Raw genomic sequence first — 14,777 nt, 5'->3', positions numbered from 1 at the left:
CGATGCAACTGCACGACGCAACGTCTCGCTGTTGGTTGGACTGTCCATCTGCCACCATTGGTCAGGGCAACAGGAGCATTCAATGGCCGATCCGTTTTTAGACATGGCAGTCGCAGAGCTATTGACGCGCCTCAAGGACGTAGAGTTCGAGAAATCCGTGTCGATGCGCGTGAGCGACGTGGGCAATATCTTTATCCTCGGGCACGATGCACAGGTCTCGGATGCGCGCGCGGACGCGGCCGTGATCGCCTCACAAGAGACATTCACTAAAATTCTGCACGGCGAATTGCACCCGATGAAAGCGGTGATGTTTGGCAAACTCAAAATCGTCGGCGATGCAAAAACGGCCATGAAGTTTGGCAGCTTGTTTGGCTAGGCCACGCTAGGCGAGACTGGCCTTACACAGCTTTGCACCACGAAAAAGGCAGGGATCATTGCGACCCCTGCCCTAAATTGTCTTTATATCATAATCTCTTAGACCTTAAGAAAGTCGATCAGGTGACGGGTTGAACCGTCCTTGTCCGAGCCACTTTTGTTGCCCGACAGAACCGGCTGCAACGCCAGTGCCAACTCCTTGCCCAATTCCACACCCCATTGGTCGTATGAATTGATGCCCAAAATAACACCCTCAACAAAGACGCGGTGTTCATAGAGCGCGATGATCTGGCCAAGAACAAAGGGCGTGAGCACCTCATAGGCCAAGGTGGTCGAAGGACGGTTTCCGGGGAAGACGCGGTGCGCCGCCTGACGCTCCAACTCGGCGCCCTCGAATCCTTTGGCCGCCATAAGAGCGCGCGCCTCATCGATATCGCGCCCGCGCATCAGCGCTTCGGATTGCGCCAGACAGTTGGAGACGAGCAATTCATGCTGATGGTCCAGATGGGTCTCATGGCCGAATTTGCCGACCATAAATTCACAGGGGACCACTCGCGTGCCTTGGTGGATCAACTGGTAAAACGCGTGTTGACCATTGGTGCCCGGCTCGCCCCAGACAACGGGGCCACTATGATAGGGCAACTCTTCGCCATCCATCGAGACGCGTTTGCCATTGCTTTCCATTTCCAACTGTTGGAAATACGCCGGAAGTCGCACGAGGCGCTGCTCATAGGGCAGCACGGCACGGGTCGCGTGTCCACACACCTGATTGTGCCACACCCCGACAAGTGCGAGTAGGACGGGCAAGTTGTCTTTGGGGGCTGCAGTGCGAAAATGAACGTCCATCGCCTGAGCGCCGCGCAAGAAGTCAGCAAAATTTTGCGGACCAATGGCGATCATCAACGACAGACCAATCGGCCCCCACACGGAATAGCGCCCGCCAACCCAGTCCTCAAACCCGAACACAAGATCAGGGTCGATACCAAACGCGGCCGTTTTGTCTTTGGCCGTGGAGAGAGCTGCAAAATGCTTGGAAACACCATCTTCGCCGATATGCGGGACAAGCCAGTCACGCGCAGTTTGCGCATTTGTCATCGTCTCGATGGTGGTAAATGTTTTTGAGGCCACAATGATCAGGGTTGTTTGCGGGTTCACACGGGCCAGAACGTCATGGATATGCGCCCCGTCGACGTTGGAGACAAAGTGGCAGCGCGGCCCGTCGACGTAGGGTTGCATCGCCTCATAGGCCATCACGGGGCCAAGGTCTGAGCCGCCAATTCCGATATTGACGATATCCTCGAACGGCGATCCGGACACAGATGAGATGTCCCCGCGCCGAATACGATCCGCGAAATCATCCATGCGCGCTAAGGTGTTTAGCACCTCGGGCATAACGTCTTTTCCGTCCACCAAAACGGGTCCGCCATCAAGGTTACGCAACGCCGTGTGCAGCACTGCGCGCCCTTCGGTGTCGTTGATCTTTTCGCCGGTGAACATCGCCTCGCGTTTGTCGGCGACACCCGCCTCATCGAGCAGAGCAAACAAGGCATCACGCGTTTGGACATCAATGTTGGTCTTTGCATAGTCGAACAACAGACCGTCCGCACGGGCTGAAAAATCCTCGGCCCGCGATTTATCCGCGTCGAACAGATCGAGCATGTGACGCGATCCCGCCGCAGTGTGGAGCGCGTTCAACGCTGAAAAATCAACAGGCATATGTGGTCCTTACGTTCATCTGAATGCGCGACATGCGCGTGGATACCATAAAACAGTTAAGGTGTGGAAAACGGATCCGTATATCCCGTACCGTGGCGCGCTACGGCGCCCAGTGCACGGTCGCTTGGGCCAAAAACACCGACACGGGCGCGTCGATGGGCGATAAAGTGGCGGCGCGCTCTAGTGCGGTGCGTTTCTCGTCGCCTGTCATCAAAATATGTGTGGCCATTGCGGATTTGAGCGCCTTGGCGGACAGGGTAATGCGTGGTTCTGGCGCATTGGGCGCGCGCATTGCCAAAAGCGTTGGGGCCGCATCACTGAGCGCCAATTCCAACTGATCCGCTCCCGGAAACAGGCTTGCGGTATGCATATCCGCGCCCATGCCCAACACAAGGACATCAAGGGGCAACGTGGCCTCAATCGCGGCCATCAAGCCGTCCAACCCCTCTTCGGGTGTTGGCGTGTCGGCATAGAGCGGCACGAGCGTGGCCGCGGCCGCCTTATCCACCAACAAACGTTGCTTGAGCAATGTCGTGTTTGAGCGATCAGAACTCTCGGGCACCCACCGCTCATCATTCAAAAGCACGTCCACGCGGTCCCAATCCAGCGTTACGCCCGACAGCGTATCGAACACGGGACCGGGGGTGGTGCCGCCGGGCACACAAAGAGATGCCCGGTCATTGCTTTCCAATGCCGCCCGCAATTCTCCCGCGATTGTGTTAGCCAGATCGAGCAAAAGCGCCTCGCGGTCGGGATACTCTACAATGTTCATTCCTTGACCTCCCGCCAGCGGCGTCCCTCACGGTGCAACATCATTGCGGCATCTTCTGGCCCTGATGAATAGGCGTCATACAGCTTGGGCACATCATTGCGTGCTTCCCACCCATTGATCAACGGATCGGTCCATGCCCATGCCGCCTCAACCTCGTCGCCGCGCATAAACAGCGTTTGGTTGCCACGGATCACGTCCATGATCAGACGCTCATAGGCGTCTGGAATGTCGTCGGCCTCTTCGCCCAAAGCATCGGCAAAGCTCATATCAAGTGGCACATCAATCAACCGCATGCCGCCCGGGCCGGGTTCCTTGATCGTCACCTTGAGGGTCATACCCTCGTTGGGCTGCAACCGGATGGTGAGGACGTTGGCGTGACGCCCTGCATCCTCGCCAAAGATCGAGTGTGGCGCATCTTTGAACACAACGGCAATCTCGGACGTGCGGGCCTTGAGCTTTTTGCCTGTGCGCAAATAGAACGGGGTGCCCGCCCACCGCCAGTTGGAAATCAAACAACGCAGCGCGATATAACTCTCGGTGCGTGAGCGCGGATCACCCGCATCGTCACGATAACTTTGTTCGGTGTCGGTGGCATCGTATTGGCCACGCACGATGTGGTGATGGTCGATATCCTCCAACGCACGGATAACTTTGAGCTTTTCATCGCGCACGGAATCAGGCTCGAAGCGTGATGGCGGCTCCATCGCGATGAGGCACAACAGTTGCATCAGGTGGTTTTGCACCATATCGCGCATCGCACCCGATTTGTCGTAATACTCGCCACGCCCGCCAACACCCACGGTTTCAGCCACTGTGATCTGAATGTGATCGACGTATTGGCTGTTCCAAAGTGGTTCGAACAAAATATTGCCAAAGCGCACGGCCATCAGGTTTTGAACCGTCTCTTTGCCCAAATAGTGATCGATGCGGTAAATCTGTGTTTCGTCGAAATGCGCAGCAAGACCCGCGTTCAACGCTTTGGCGGTGGCAAGATCGCGGCCAAACGGCTTTTCAACCACAATGCGGCTTTCGTCGTCGGCAATCTTGAATTCGTGCAGGCGCTTGGCCAAATCACCAAACAGGCTTGGGGCAACGGAGAAATAGAAGGCTTTGACCACGCCATCGCGCATCAGGTCACGCAGGTCGCTCCAACCGCCCTCCCCCTTGGCATCGATGGTGACAAAGTGGAGCCGCTGCAAGAATGCGCCAATTTTCTCGTCGTCACACTCGTTCTTTTTGGCAAATTCTTTGATCGCGTCACGGATCAGATCGCGAAATCCCGCGTCATCCATGTCACCGCGCGCAGCGCCGATAATGCGCGCCTGTTCTGGCATCTGGCCCGAACAAAAGCGGCGGTACAGGCCCGGGAGAATTTTGCGGCGTGCGAGATCGCCCGTGCCGCCAAAAATCACAAGGTCGAAATCATCGACCGGAATGACACGTGAAACCATCGTTTGTCTCCCAGTTGCGGCGCGCCATTTGCATCAGGCCGCCGCTTTAGTGTTATGCGTCTGTCGCGCCGGCACGCACTACATCGCAGTGACTTAGTTAGCGCTAACGATAGCCGTTTACCGTTGTCTTGGATCAAAGTCTAGCACCTCACCCCCCTCTCACAACCCACCACCGACAATAAAACCGATTTTCACGATCTCGTGGGGCTGCAAACGCCTACTTTTCATCACCAGCTCAATCTCTTACCGTCTTTTGAAACAGACGAGGGCCAAATGAAAGACACCATTGCAAACGCGGGCAAGTTCCAAAACGCCGATATCACCGCCGATGGCAGTGCGCGCGCCCGCGTGGCGTTTAGCGATCCTCAAACCATTTGGTTCAACACCGGCACGCTGTGCAATATCACCTGTGTGAACTGCTATATAGACAGCTCCCCCACCAACGATGCGCTTGAATACATCGGCGTGGATGATCTGCGCGGCTATCTGGATGAATTGGACGGGCTTGCGTGGTCCGTGCGCGAGATCGCCTTTACCGGCGGTGAGCCGTTCATGAACCCGCAGATGTGCGCCATGGCGCGTGAGGCGTTGAGCCGTGGGTATGAGGTCTTGATCCTCACAAACGCGATGCTGCCGATGATGCGGCCGAATGTGCAGGCGGATTTGGCTGCACTGTGCGCGGAATTTGGCGACAAACTCACATTGCGCGTCTCTCTCGATCATTGGTCACAAGCCGCCCACGACGAGATGCGCGGCCCAGGCAGCTATGAGCGCACCCTCAAAGGCATGGACTGGTTGCGCGGCGCGGGCGTCAAAATGGCGGTTGCGGCGCGCTCGCTGTGGCATGAAACAGACGCCGAAACCCGCGCGGGATTTGCAAAAATGTTCGCCGCGCACAACTATAACATCGACGCGCAAGACCCTGCTATGACTGTTATATTCCCCGAAATGGACGAGACAGTAGAGGTGCCCGAAATCACCACCGCGTGCTGGGGTATTCTGGGCAAGACACCCGACAGCGTGATGTGCGCGTCAAGCCGCATGGTGGTCAAACGCAAAGGCTGTGCGCCCAGCGTTGTGGCCTGCACGTTGCTGCCCTATGATCTTGAGTTTGATCTTGGCCCCACCCTTGAGGGTGCGGCGCGTGATGTGGCGCTAAACCACCCGCATTGCGCCAAATTCTGTGTCCTGGGGGGGGCATCGTGTTCGGCGTGATGCCTTACTAGGCCTCCAACTCCGTATCCCAATAGAGAAAATCAAGCCATGTATCGTGCATATGGTTTGGTGGGAATTTGCGGCCTTTATTGCGCAGCTCCTCCGACATCGGCATGCGCGGCGGCTTTCGCAAATGCATGCGGGCCTGCTTGACCGATAGCGACCCCTTGCGCAAATTGCACGGCACACAAGCTGCCACGATATTCTCCCATGACGTGACCCCGCCGCGTGCGCGTGGGATAACGTGATCGAACGTCAATTCACGCCGCGCGCCACAATATTGACAGCAAAATTCATCGCGCAAAAATAAATTAAACCGCGTGAACGCCACGCGCTTTGCCGGTTTGACGTAATCTTTGAGGACGACAACGGACGGAATCCGCATTTTATGGTTCGCAGAATGCACATAACTGTCATATTGCGCCACGATGTCCACACGATCGAGCCAGATCGCCTTGATCGCCTCCTGCCATGGCCACAACGACAACGGATAATAGCTCAGCGGGCGGTAATCTGCGTTCAACACAAGTGCGGGATTTATGCGCGTTGAACCTGGATCACGCACAAACTCTGTTCTAAAATCACCATCCATTTGACGCGCAGCCGCCTCCGCCTTGACTACCTGTTCAAGTTAAGGACGGGCACCCGCCCCACTCATAATTAAACTATATATCGTAGCGGCAACCTGACAAGCCCCATGATATGCCGTTTTGATTGAGGGCACAGTTGCACGGCGATGTAACAGCGCGATGACCATTCTTTGGGCGAAACTTTGTCTGCGCAGGCCGTCTCGCCTCCAAAAACGACAAAAGCGCACCCGATGGATGCGCTCTTTGTCGTTGGATGTCTCGTCGGGCGCGTTAGCGGCGGCGATCATCCGTACGCACACGAACAGGTGCGCACTCTTGGGTTGGGCGTAGAACGTAAGACACCAGAGCCATTGCAGCAAGTGCGAGTGCGGTTAGCGCGATAAAGTCCATATAACCCTCCAAGTTGTGTAACGGGACGGTAACACCCCCGCCTGCAACGTCAAGCCGATCTTTCGCATTATGGCGAAATTTAGCCGTTTTACGCCGCACTGCCGCAAACCAAGAGAAAAGCCACCGATTTAGCGCTCACTCATAGCCCAATTTGTCGCACAAGAACGCCAAAGCGACCGAAAGACCGTCAGGGGCGATTCCATGTGCTGTGCCACGCTCGATATGGGCAAACACCTCTTCGAACCCCGCAGATTGAAGCGCTTCGGCGGCCTCGGGCAGCGATTGCGGCGGCACAACATCGTCCTCGTCGCCATGCAGCAACAAAACGGGAAAGGTCACGCGTTTTTCATCGACCAGCAGTTCAGGCTCCAACAGACGGCCCGAAAAGCCAACCAATGTGGCAATCGCATCTTCGCGGCGCGGTGCAACATGCAGCGCCATCATGGTTCCTTGGCTGAACGCGACGAGGGCCAACTGATCCGGCTCGAGATTGTAGTCGACCAAAATAGTGTCGAGGTAGTCGTTCAATTCATCGACGGCGCGCAACAACCCGTCACGGCTTTCTTCTTCCGATGAGCCATCAATCCACGGGATTGGAAACCATTGAAATCCCATTGGATTTCCGGTGCATTGCTCTGGCGCATCAGGCGCCATAAAGACGGTATCGGGCAAGTGTTCAGCCATGTGATCGGCCAAGCTCAACAGATCTGCGCCATCCGCCCCGTAGCCGTGCAAGAACACCACAACATTGCTCACGCGGCCCGACTGACTATCGCGTGTTTTACTGTCCAGATTTGCCATTACCGTATTCCTTCGCGTGATTTTTCAACATGGTAGTAGGCCCACAATAGCCGCGCTGCAACCGATCTCCACGGCGACCATGCCACAGCCATCTGGCGCAATGCGCGCTCTTTGGGGCGCTCGGGTAGATCAAACAGCATCCGCGCACTTTCTTGGAGGGCCAAATCACCGGGGGCAAAGACATCGGCGTGACCCAAAGAAAACATCGCATATATCTCCGCTGTCCACACGCCAATGCCCGACACCTGTGTCAACGTTGCGATCACCTCATCGGTGGGTGCGGTGCGCAAAGCCTTATAATCAACGCGCGCCTCGGCCAATGCGTGGGCATAGCGGACTTTTTGGCGCGACAGGCCACAGGCGCGCAGATCGTCGTCGCTTGCCCACATAATCTTGCGCGGTCCCGTCAATTTGGCCACTTTCAGCCGCGCCCAAATCCCGTTGGCCGCAGCCACAGAGATTTGTTGACTGACAATGGCGGATAACAGCTGTTCAAACCCGTCCGTCTTGCGACGCAGCGGCAATGGTCCCGTCTGGCTGAGCGCATAGGCAAACCGTGGTTCAAGGTCGGCCAAATACGCCGCCCCTTCGGCCACGCACGCGGTCTCGGTGATGATCCTCATAGGCTTTGCGCCCATTCGAGCGCATCCAAAAGCTGTTCGCGCCGCGTCACCCCATCGGGCGACTTGGGCCGCGCAATCATCGCCACCGACAGGCCAAGGGCACGCGCCGCATCAAGTTTTGCCCGCCCCGCAGCGCCCCCTGCGTTTTTGACCACAAGCCAGTCGGGCTTGAGTTCGCGAAACAGCGCCACTTCTGCCTCAACGCTAAACGGCGGGCGTCCGGTGATCCACGCCCCGTTCGACATCGGAAACGGATCACGTGGCGCATCCACCACCCGCGCCCAGATCGCGCTATGGTTCAAATGGGTCATATCCGCGACGGTCTGACGCCCTGTCGCCAAAAAGATGCGTTTGCCGCGCGGGATGATCCGCGCCAAATCCGCACGATCCTTGGCTTCGTGCCATGTGTCGCCCTGACGCGAGCGCCATTCGGCGCGCTCATAGCGCAAATACGGCAAACCACGCGCCGCACAGACCCGCGCCGTGCGCGCGGTGATGGCCGTGGCAAACGGGTGCGTGGCATCAATCACGGCGCGAATGCCCGCCTGTTCGAGATAGCGCACAAACCCAGCTTCTCCGCCAAAGCCGCCCACACGTGTGTCGCCGCGATAGGCAATAGGGCTGTCCGTCACCCCTGCAAGGGACGCCACACAAGCGATATCGCAATCCGCCAAATGCTCTGCAAGATTGCGCGCCTCAGTCGTACCCGCCAACAAAAGGATCATTGCGCCGTCCCAATAATCTGACCTGCACGGTCAATCACAATAATGTCGAACCGCATGCCCTGCCCGCCAAAACGCGCGTTGACCGCATCAAGGGCTTTGTGCGCCACAAGAGCGGCAAAGGACGCGCCTTTGGTCTCGTATATCTCAAGGGCCGTATTGGCCCCCGCCACATCAGGATCACGCATTTCCGTGGCCCAAAACTGCATATCAACCTGTGAGCGCTTGGAATGAAGGTCCATTTCGCCTTGCGCCAGTTTCGCAAGTTTGCCGATGCCGCCGCCAATCGTGACGCGGTCCACAGGGTGTTTTGCGAGGTATTTCAACATACCACCGGCAAAATCGCCCATATCCAACATCGCGCCATCAGACAGGCCGTAATGCGCCTGCACCACCCGCTCCGAGGTTGCACCGGTACACCCCGCCACATGTGCAAGACCTTCGGCGCGCGCCACATCAACACCGCGGTGGATGGACGCAATCCACGCCGCACATGAAAACGGCCGCACAATGCCCGTGGTGCCAAGCACGCTTAACCCGCCTTTGATGCCAAGGCGCGGGTTCCATGTCTTTTTCGCAATCGCTTCGCCGTTTGGAATGGAGATCGTAATCTCGACATCGGGCGCGTGACCCAATCGCGCCGCCATGTCCGCAACCTGCGCGCGCATCATGTCGCGCGGCACGGGATTGATCGCAGGCTCCCCCACGCCAATGGGCAAGCCCGCCTTGGTGACAATGCCGATCCCTGCGCCCGCTTTGAACGTCACACCGCCCGTTGAGACAGCAACCCGCGCGCGAATTTCCGCACCATGCGTCACGTCAGGATCGTCCCCTGCATCTTTGACAATACCCGCCTCGGCCCAACCGTCCCCTTGCGCGGTATAGGACAGCGCAAACCGCGGCCGCTCGCCCTTGGGCAATGTGATGCGCACCGTATCGGGAAAGCCCGCCCCCCAAAGCGCATGCAGCGCGGCCCGCGTGGCCGCAGTCGCACAGGCGCCTGTGGTCCAACCACGGCGCAAAGGTTTGGGATTAAGGACAGGTGTCTCACTCATGTAGCGACTATATCGCGGGCAGCGCGCAAATGACCACGCTGTTTTTACACACAGATTGCACGCTCTACCTTTGCAACAGGGCCAGACCCGCGCCATAAGGATCACATGACCGAATCTACGCTTTCTTTACCCTCTGGCGACTGGCCGGAACTGACACCTGGATGGGTGTGGCTATGTGGTGCGGGCCCTGGGGATCCGGGCCTGTTGACCTTGCACGCGGTGAATGCTCTGCGCCAAGCGGATGTGATCGTATACGACGCCCTTGTTGCCCCTCAAATTCTGGACTGGGCGCGCGCAGGTACCGACATGATCTATGCGGGCAAACGTGGCGGCAAGCCTTCGGCCAAACAGGTCGACATTTCATTGCGACTGGTTGATCTGGCACGTGCGGGCAAACGGGTGTTGCGCCTCAAGGGCGGCGATCCGTTCGTGTTCGGGCGCGGTGGCGAAGAGGCCCAGACCCTCATTCAACACGGTGTCCCCGTGCGCATCATTCCGGGTATTTCCGCAGGTATTGGCGGTCTGGCCTATGCAGGCATTCCCGTCACCCACCGCGATGTCAATCAATCCGTGACCTTTGTGACGGGCCATGACCAACGCGGCGAAACCCCAGACAGCCTTGATTGGGACGCCCTGTCGCGCGCCTCGGGCGTTCTGGTCATCTACATGGGCATGAAACACGCCCCAGTTATCCGCAGCGGCCTTTTGGGTGCGGGGCGCAGTGAGGACGAGCCTGTGGCGATTGTGTCGCAAGCCACCACGCCAAACCAAAAAGTGTTGGAAACCACGCTTGGTGCGATGCTTGATGATATCGCCGCGACAAAGATGGAGCCCCCCGCGATTATCTGTGTCGGGCGCAACGTCTTGATGCGGCAAGTGTTGGACTGGCAGGCCTTGGAGCGCGGCGAGACTCCGCGCAATCTCGATCCATTGGGACGCGGCAAACCCGCCGAAGAGCGCTAGGATGAGCCGCGGAGTTTTGATCGCCGCACCTGCGTCCGGTTCGGGCAAAACCACCGTCACCCTTGGTCTATTGCGGGCCTTGAAACGGCGCGGGCACACCGTGCGGTCCGCCAAATCCGGCCCAGATTATATAGATCCGCGCTTTCACGAGGCGGCCAGTGGTGCGCCCTGTGTGACCCTTGATGCATGGGCGATGACGACCGAGCGGCTCGCGGCACTCGCCCATGGTCCCGAAGATCTGATGATCATCGAGGGCGCAATGGGCCTGTTTGACGGCGCGCCCCACGCCACGGATCCCACGCAAGACGGCAAAGGCGCATGTGCCGATCTGGCCAAAATGTTTGATATCCCCGTGATCCTCGTTGTGGATGCCTCTCGTATGGCACACTCGGCGGCGGCGATGGTCGCCGGATTTGCGGGCCATGATGCGCGCGTACGCATTGCGGGCGTGATCCTCAACAAAGTGGGCAGTCTGCGCCACGCCGCGATGCTGACCCGCGCGCTCGCGCCCCTGTCCATTCCGGTCCTTGGCGCCCTGCCGCGTGATGCCAGCCTTGCCACGCCATCACGCCACCTCGGGTTGGTCCAAGCCGGTGAGAGATCCGATCTTAACGCCTTTTTGGATCGCGCGGCGGACGCCATCGAGGCGAGCGTGGATATCGACGCCCTTTTGACCAGTGCCAGTGCGTTTCACAGCCTCGCCTCGGGCCCGCGCACACCGCCACCTGCGCAAAGCATCGCGGTGGCAAGCGATGCGGCCTTTGCCTTTGCCTATCCGCACCTATTGTCCGACTGGCGTGCACAAGGCGCAGATATTACAACATTTTCTCCGCTTGCCGACGAACCGGCACCGCCGAGCGATTTGATTTACTTGCCGGGTGGCTATCCCGAATTGCACGCGGGCAAACTGGCCGCGAACCACCGTTTTTTACAATCCTTGCGCGAAGCCGCAGCACGGCGGCGCGTTTACGGCGAATGTGGTGGCTATATGGTTCTGGGCGATGGGTTGATCGACAAAGACGGTGTGCGCCACCGAATGGCGGGGCTTTTGCCCCTTGAGACATCATTCGAGACGCGCAAGTTGCACTTGGGATACCGCAGCGCAACTGTGATGCATGGCCCTTTTGCAGGCTCATGGAGCGCGCATGAATTTCACTACGCGACCACGCTCAAAGCCGACGGGACACCGCTTTTGAACACCTCGGACGCCGAAGGTACGGATTTAGGCCCACAAGGCTTGGTTCACGGGGCTGTGAGCGGCTCATTCGTCCACCTGATCGACCGCACATAGGACCACAGTGCACGCTCAAACGTGCGCGGCTGTGCAAAACCGATCGAGCGGGACGTGAGGTGCCCCCCTTTCCAAGCGGGGACCGTGTTGGTAAAGCACAAACAGATATATAATTTGGAATGTTTCCCATGTCCGACTCTCAGTCAGCCGCTCAGCCAGATACGCACTCTCACATTTTGCCCCATGTCGCGCGCCGCAATGTCTATATCCTTGTGGCGGCTCAGGCATTCTTGGGCGCGCAGATGTCGATGATCTTTATCATCGCAGGGCTAGCGGGTCAGTCGTTGGCATCGAACCTGTGCTTTGCCACATTGCCCATTACCGCCGTTGTTCTCGGGTCGATGTTGTCGGCCACACCGCTGTCGTGGATCATGCAGCGGTTCGGGCGGCGCGTTGGGTTTTGGATTGGAACATCTGCGGGGGCCGTGGGCGCATCTATTGGCGCTATCGCCTTGTTACAACAGAACTTTTGGCTCTTTGTTGTCGGCGGCCTGTTCACCGGCCTGTATCAGTCGAGCCAAGGGTTCTTTCGCTTTGCCGCCACCGATACCGCCGACGACGCCTTTAAACCGAAAGCCATTTCATGGGTTATGGCGGGCGGTCTGGCCTCGGCCATCATTGGCCCGCAATTGGTCAAAGCCACGTCCCAAGCCATGGTCGTCCCGTTCCTTGGCAGCTATCTCGCCGTTATCGCAATAAACCTGATCGGTTCGGGTCTATTCCTGTTTCTCAAAATCCCCAAACCACCCGTGGCCAAACACGGTGAACACCTTGGCCGCTCGACCATGGCGTTGTTGCGCACGCCACGCGTGGCCGTGGCGATCATCGTGGGAATGGTGTCTTACGCGTTGATGAACCTTGTGATGACCTCGACGCCTCTGGCGGTCGTCGGCTGCGGGTTTGAGCAAAACATGGCCGCCGATATCGTGTCGGCGCACGTCCTTGCGATGTTTGTCCCCTCGTTTTTCACCGGTAGTTTGATTGCGCGGTTCGGCGTGCAAAAGATCATGGCGGCGGGTCTCATCATCCTTGGTCTTGCAGGCATTGTCGGCATGGCGGGCGTCAACGTCGAGAATTTCTTTATCGCTCTTGTCTTGCTTGGTATTGGCTGGAACTTTGGCTTTATCGGAGCGACCGCCATGTTGGCCTCGGCCCATGAGCCCTCCGAGCGCGGCCGTATCCAAGGGGTCAATGACTTGTTGGTCTTTGGCGGCGTAACCGTGGCCTCGCTGGCCTCAGGCGGTTTGATGAACTGTTCGGGCGGATCACCGCAAGACGGATGGAACGCGGTCAACCTTGCGATGATTCCGTTTCTCACGCTTGCGGGTGCGGCTCTCATCTGGCTTTGGATGCAGCCAAAAGAGGCCTAAAGTCAGGCCGTTACGCCGCACTCTTTGCGTAACCTGTCACGATGACGCGCCAACCAAAGTGCGGTGAGATACAGCGGGCCAGTGTCGAGTTGATGCGCGTCACACATCGCCATAAGGGCGTCGAACGGCACGAGAAACGCCCGAATATCCTCGTGCTCCTCGGCCAATCCGCCGACACCCGCCGCATCATCGGGCAAATCCGCGATGCCGACATATGACACCAAAAACTCGGTCGCAGCGCCAGGGCTGACGTAGTAATCGCCCGCTTTGTGCAGCGCCGCCAATGTGACCCCCGCCTCCTCATGCGCTTCGCGGCGTGCGGTCACCTCTGGCGGCTCGCCCAGATCAATGCGTCCCGCTACAGGCTCATAGGTCCATGGATACACATCGCCGCGCCCGAACGGACCAAAGCGCAACTGTTCAACCAGTAAAACGCGGTCACGCACAGGATCATAAGGCAATACGGTCACGGCATCGGCCATATGAAAAACCGCCCGTTGCATCTCACCCGATTGCGTCCCGTCAAAGCGGGCATGGGTAAAATGGCTGTCTTCCAAGGTGAAGTAGTTCAAATACGGCATCACATGGCGCACAGTTGTGACGGCGGTGCGCGTCATGGTCTCTCTGCGCGGGTCAAGAGCGCGCGGACTGTTTTGTGCGCGCACCCGCGACCACGCCCGCGTCAGGATTTGCGCCACATGCCCGCGCACGGTCTCGACGCTGCGCCCGTTGTGTTTGTGGGCCAAAATTTCAACGGCCGCCGCACGCACGATATCGTGGGTCAGGCCAGTTTGATCCTTGAGTACTGCACGCAAAAACGCGTGTTCATGATCGGAGAATTCAGCGCCAAGGCCCGCAAACGGATCTGTCGTCATGACCACCGCCGCGCCGTTTGTTCTGTCAACCATCCGCCAAACAGCCCGCCCACGACGAGGGTAATGGCCACATCGAACCGGATCACAACGCTCAGCGCATAATCTTTGAACAGATCGACCATGCCCGCCAGTGCATGCATCGGGCCGCGATACCGCGTGTCCAAAGCGCGGTGAATCATTTCCTCGCCCGAAAAGTACAGCAGCGCCCAAAACACCAATAATATACTTGCCGTGAACCCGTAGCCGTAGGCCGCGCGCATGGTGTCGCCCGCGCGTTTGCCCAAAAACTTCCACCCCACGACAAAGCCGATCACGCCCGTCATGTAAGAAAACCAACCGAACTGCGTGCCATCGGGCATGTGCCCTTTGGCCAGTTCGGCGGCAAACCAACCTAAAAGGGCGAACCAAAGTGCGGCAACGAGTTTAGACGCTGTGGGCATAACAACCTGCAATGTAGAGTGAGCGCGAGAGTGCGGCCAATGTGGCCCCGCGCGAGATGTCTCACGACACCTCGCAAACGGCGCATTTTCAAGGCGCTTTTGCGCAATAGCTGCGAAAGTTGCGCCCA

The 14,777-nt window shown here is 58.2% G+C and carries 15 protein-coding genes; 5 read left to right on the top strand and 10 right to left on the bottom strand.

The genetic code is table 11. The features are described from left to right. The first annotated feature begins 82 nt into the window (after positions 1 to 82). Positions 83 to 376: an SCP2 sterol-binding domain-containing protein gene (locus tag ACTG34_RS02525; protein ID WP_439103465.1), complete on the top strand. Its 294-nt coding sequence runs from the start codon at positions 83 to 85 to the stop codon at positions 374 to 376. Between the two features lie 98 nt (positions 377 to 474). On the opposite strand, the gene pgi is transcribed toward ACTG34_RS02525, so the two are convergent. The 3 genes from pgi to zwf all read right to left on the bottom strand — a co-directional run bounded on the left by pgi (position 475) and on the right by zwf (position 4,314). Beyond that, positions 475 to 2,091, bottom strand: coding sequence for a glucose-6-phosphate isomerase (gene pgi / locus ACTG34_RS02520; protein ID WP_439103464.1), 1,617 nt, complete (start codon positions 2,089 to 2,091; stop codon positions 475 to 477). A gap of 100 nt (positions 2,092 to 2,191) precedes the next feature. Next, positions 2,192 to 2,863, bottom strand: coding sequence for a 6-phosphogluconolactonase (gene pgl / locus ACTG34_RS02515; protein ID WP_439103463.1), 672 nt, complete (start codon positions 2,861 to 2,863; stop codon positions 2,192 to 2,194). Beyond that, entirely contained in the window at positions 2,860 to 4,314 is a 1,455-nt protein-coding gene (gene zwf, locus ACTG34_RS02510) for a glucose-6-phosphate dehydrogenase (protein ID WP_439103462.1), read from the bottom strand. Before zwf ends, pgl begins: the two co-directional genes overlap by 4 nt. Before the next feature lie 273 nt (positions 4,315 to 4,587). On the opposite strand from zwf, the gene ACTG34_RS02505 reads away from it, so the two are divergent. Further along, entirely contained in the window at positions 4,588 to 5,529 is a 942-nt protein-coding gene (locus ACTG34_RS02505) for a radical SAM protein (protein WP_439103461.1), read from the top strand. 7 nt (positions 5,530 to 5,536) lie between these two features. Here the strand turns inward: ACTG34_RS02505 and ACTG34_RS02500 are convergent, their stop codons facing one another. The 5 genes from ACTG34_RS02500 to ACTG34_RS02480 form a co-directional block, all read right to left on the bottom strand. Next, a complete protein-coding gene (locus ACTG34_RS02500) occupies positions 5,537 to 6,121 on the bottom strand; it encodes an HNH endonuclease (RefSeq protein WP_439103460.1) in 585 nt (194 codons plus the stop codon). 523 nt (positions 6,122 to 6,644) lie between these two features. Next, positions 6,645 to 7,310 (bottom strand): alpha/beta hydrolase, encoded by a 666-nt coding sequence (locus ACTG34_RS02495; protein WP_439103459.1) that lies wholly within the window; start codon positions 7,308 to 7,310, stop codon positions 6,645 to 6,647. After that, positions 7,310 to 7,933, bottom strand: a complete 624-nt coding sequence (locus ACTG34_RS02490; protein WP_439103458.1) for a DNA-3-methyladenine glycosylase family protein — start codon at positions 7,931 to 7,933, stop codon at positions 7,310 to 7,312. Before ACTG34_RS02490 ends, ACTG34_RS02495 begins: the two co-directional genes overlap by 1 nt. Then, the gene (locus ACTG34_RS02485; RefSeq protein ID WP_439103457.1) at positions 7,930 to 8,658 is read right to left on the bottom strand and encodes a cobalt-precorrin-6A reductase; all 729 of its coding nucleotides are present in this window, start codon (positions 8,656 to 8,658) and stop codon (positions 7,930 to 7,932) included. The genes ACTG34_RS02490 and ACTG34_RS02485 overlap by 4 nt, the downstream gene beginning before the upstream one ends. Then, entirely contained in the window at positions 8,655 to 9,710 is a 1,056-nt protein-coding gene (locus ACTG34_RS02480; RefSeq protein ID WP_439103456.1) for a cobalt-precorrin-5B (C(1))-methyltransferase, read from the bottom strand. The genes ACTG34_RS02485 and ACTG34_RS02480 overlap by 4 nt, the downstream gene beginning before the upstream one ends. A gap of 105 nt (positions 9,711 to 9,815) precedes the next feature. Between ACTG34_RS02480 and cobA the strand changes: the two genes are divergently transcribed. The 3 genes from cobA (at position 9,816) to ACTG34_RS02465 (ending at position 13,334) form a co-directional block, all read left to right on the top strand. Continuing rightward, complete coding sequence (cobA, locus tag ACTG34_RS02475) at positions 9,816 to 10,673, top strand: uroporphyrinogen-III C-methyltransferase (protein ID WP_439103455.1); 858 nt, start codon at positions 9,816 to 9,818, stop codon at positions 10,671 to 10,673. A gap of 1 nt (position 10,674) precedes the next feature. Then, positions 10,675 to 11,964, top strand: coding sequence for a cobyrinate a,c-diamide synthase (locus tag ACTG34_RS02470; RefSeq protein WP_439103454.1), 1,290 nt, complete (start codon positions 10,675 to 10,677; stop codon positions 11,962 to 11,964). A gap of 128 nt (positions 11,965 to 12,092) precedes the next feature. Beyond that, positions 12,093 to 13,334, top strand: a complete 1,242-nt coding sequence (locus tag ACTG34_RS02465) for an MFS transporter (RefSeq protein WP_439103453.1) — start codon at positions 12,093 to 12,095, stop codon at positions 13,332 to 13,334. 2 nt (positions 13,335 to 13,336) lie between these two features. Here the strand turns inward: ACTG34_RS02465 and ACTG34_RS02460 are convergent, their stop codons facing one another. Continuing rightward, positions 13,337 to 14,209 carry an NUDIX domain-containing protein gene (locus ACTG34_RS02460; protein ID WP_439103452.1) on the bottom strand — a complete coding sequence of 291 codons (873 nt, stop codon included), beginning with the start codon at positions 14,207 to 14,209 and terminating at the stop codon, positions 13,337 to 13,339. After that, positions 14,206 to 14,777 (bottom strand): TrgA family protein (locus tag ACTG34_RS02455; protein ID WP_439103451.1); only part of this gene is annotated, 572 nt, incomplete at its 5' end. The genes ACTG34_RS02455 and ACTG34_RS02460, both read right to left, overlap by 4 nt.

Origin of the sequence: Celeribacter marinus (assembly GCF_965656515.1) — a bacterium.
In the GTDB taxonomy this organism is placed as follows: Bacteria; Pseudomonadota; Alphaproteobacteria; order Rhodobacterales; family Rhodobacteraceae; genus Celeribacter; species Celeribacter marinus_D.
The sequence above is the reverse complement of the archived record's forward strand: the minus strand, read 5'-3'. Positions and strand labels throughout refer to the sequence as shown.

Excerpts from the sequence above, each read along its gene's own strand:
- ACTG34_RS02480 (WP_439103456.1), bottom strand. The coding sequence starts at position 9,710 with ATGAGTGAGACACCTGTCCTTAATCCCAAACCTTTGCGCCGTGGTTGG.
- ACTG34_RS02525 (WP_439103465.1), top strand. The coding sequence starts at position 83 with ATGGCCGATCCGTTTTTAGACATGGCAGTCGCAGAGCTATTGACGCGC.
- ACTG34_RS02500 (WP_439103460.1), bottom strand. The coding sequence starts at position 6,121 with ATGGATGGTGATTTTAGAACAGAGTTTGTGCGTGATCCAGGTTCAACG.
- cobA (WP_439103455.1), top strand. The coding sequence starts at position 9,816 with ATGACCGAATCTACGCTTTCTTTACCCTCTGGCGACTGGCCGGAACTG.
- ACTG34_RS02470 (WP_439103454.1), top strand. The coding sequence starts at position 10,675 with ATGAGCCGCGGAGTTTTGATCGCCGCACCTGCGTCCGGTTCGGGCAAA.
- ACTG34_RS02485 (WP_439103457.1), bottom strand. The coding sequence starts at position 8,658 with ATGATCCTTTTGTTGGCGGGTACGACTGAGGCGCGCAATCTTGCAGAG.
- ACTG34_RS02490 (WP_439103458.1), bottom strand. The coding sequence starts at position 7,933 with ATGAGGATCATCACCGAGACCGCGTGCGTGGCCGAAGGGGCGGCGTAT.
- ACTG34_RS02465 (WP_439103453.1), top strand. The coding sequence starts at position 12,093 with ATGTCCGACTCTCAGTCAGCCGCTCAGCCAGATACGCACTCTCACATT.
- zwf (WP_439103462.1), bottom strand. The coding sequence starts at position 4,314 with ATGGTTTCACGTGTCATTCCGGTCGATGATTTCGACCTTGTGATTTTT.
- ACTG34_RS02460 (WP_439103452.1), bottom strand. The coding sequence starts at position 14,209 with ATGACGACAGATCCGTTTGCGGGCCTTGGCGCTGAATTCTCCGATCAT.
- ACTG34_RS02495 (WP_439103459.1), bottom strand. The coding sequence starts at position 7,310 with ATGGCAAATCTGGACAGTAAAACACGCGATAGTCAGTCGGGCCGCGTG.
- pgl (WP_439103463.1), bottom strand. The coding sequence starts at position 2,863 with ATGAACATTGTAGAGTATCCCGACCGCGAGGCGCTTTTGCTCGATCTG.
- ACTG34_RS02505 (WP_439103461.1), top strand. The coding sequence starts at position 4,588 with ATGAAAGACACCATTGCAAACGCGGGCAAGTTCCAAAACGCCGATATC.
- pgi (WP_439103464.1), bottom strand. The coding sequence starts at position 2,091 with ATGCCTGTTGATTTTTCAGCGTTGAACGCGCTCCACACTGCGGCGGGA.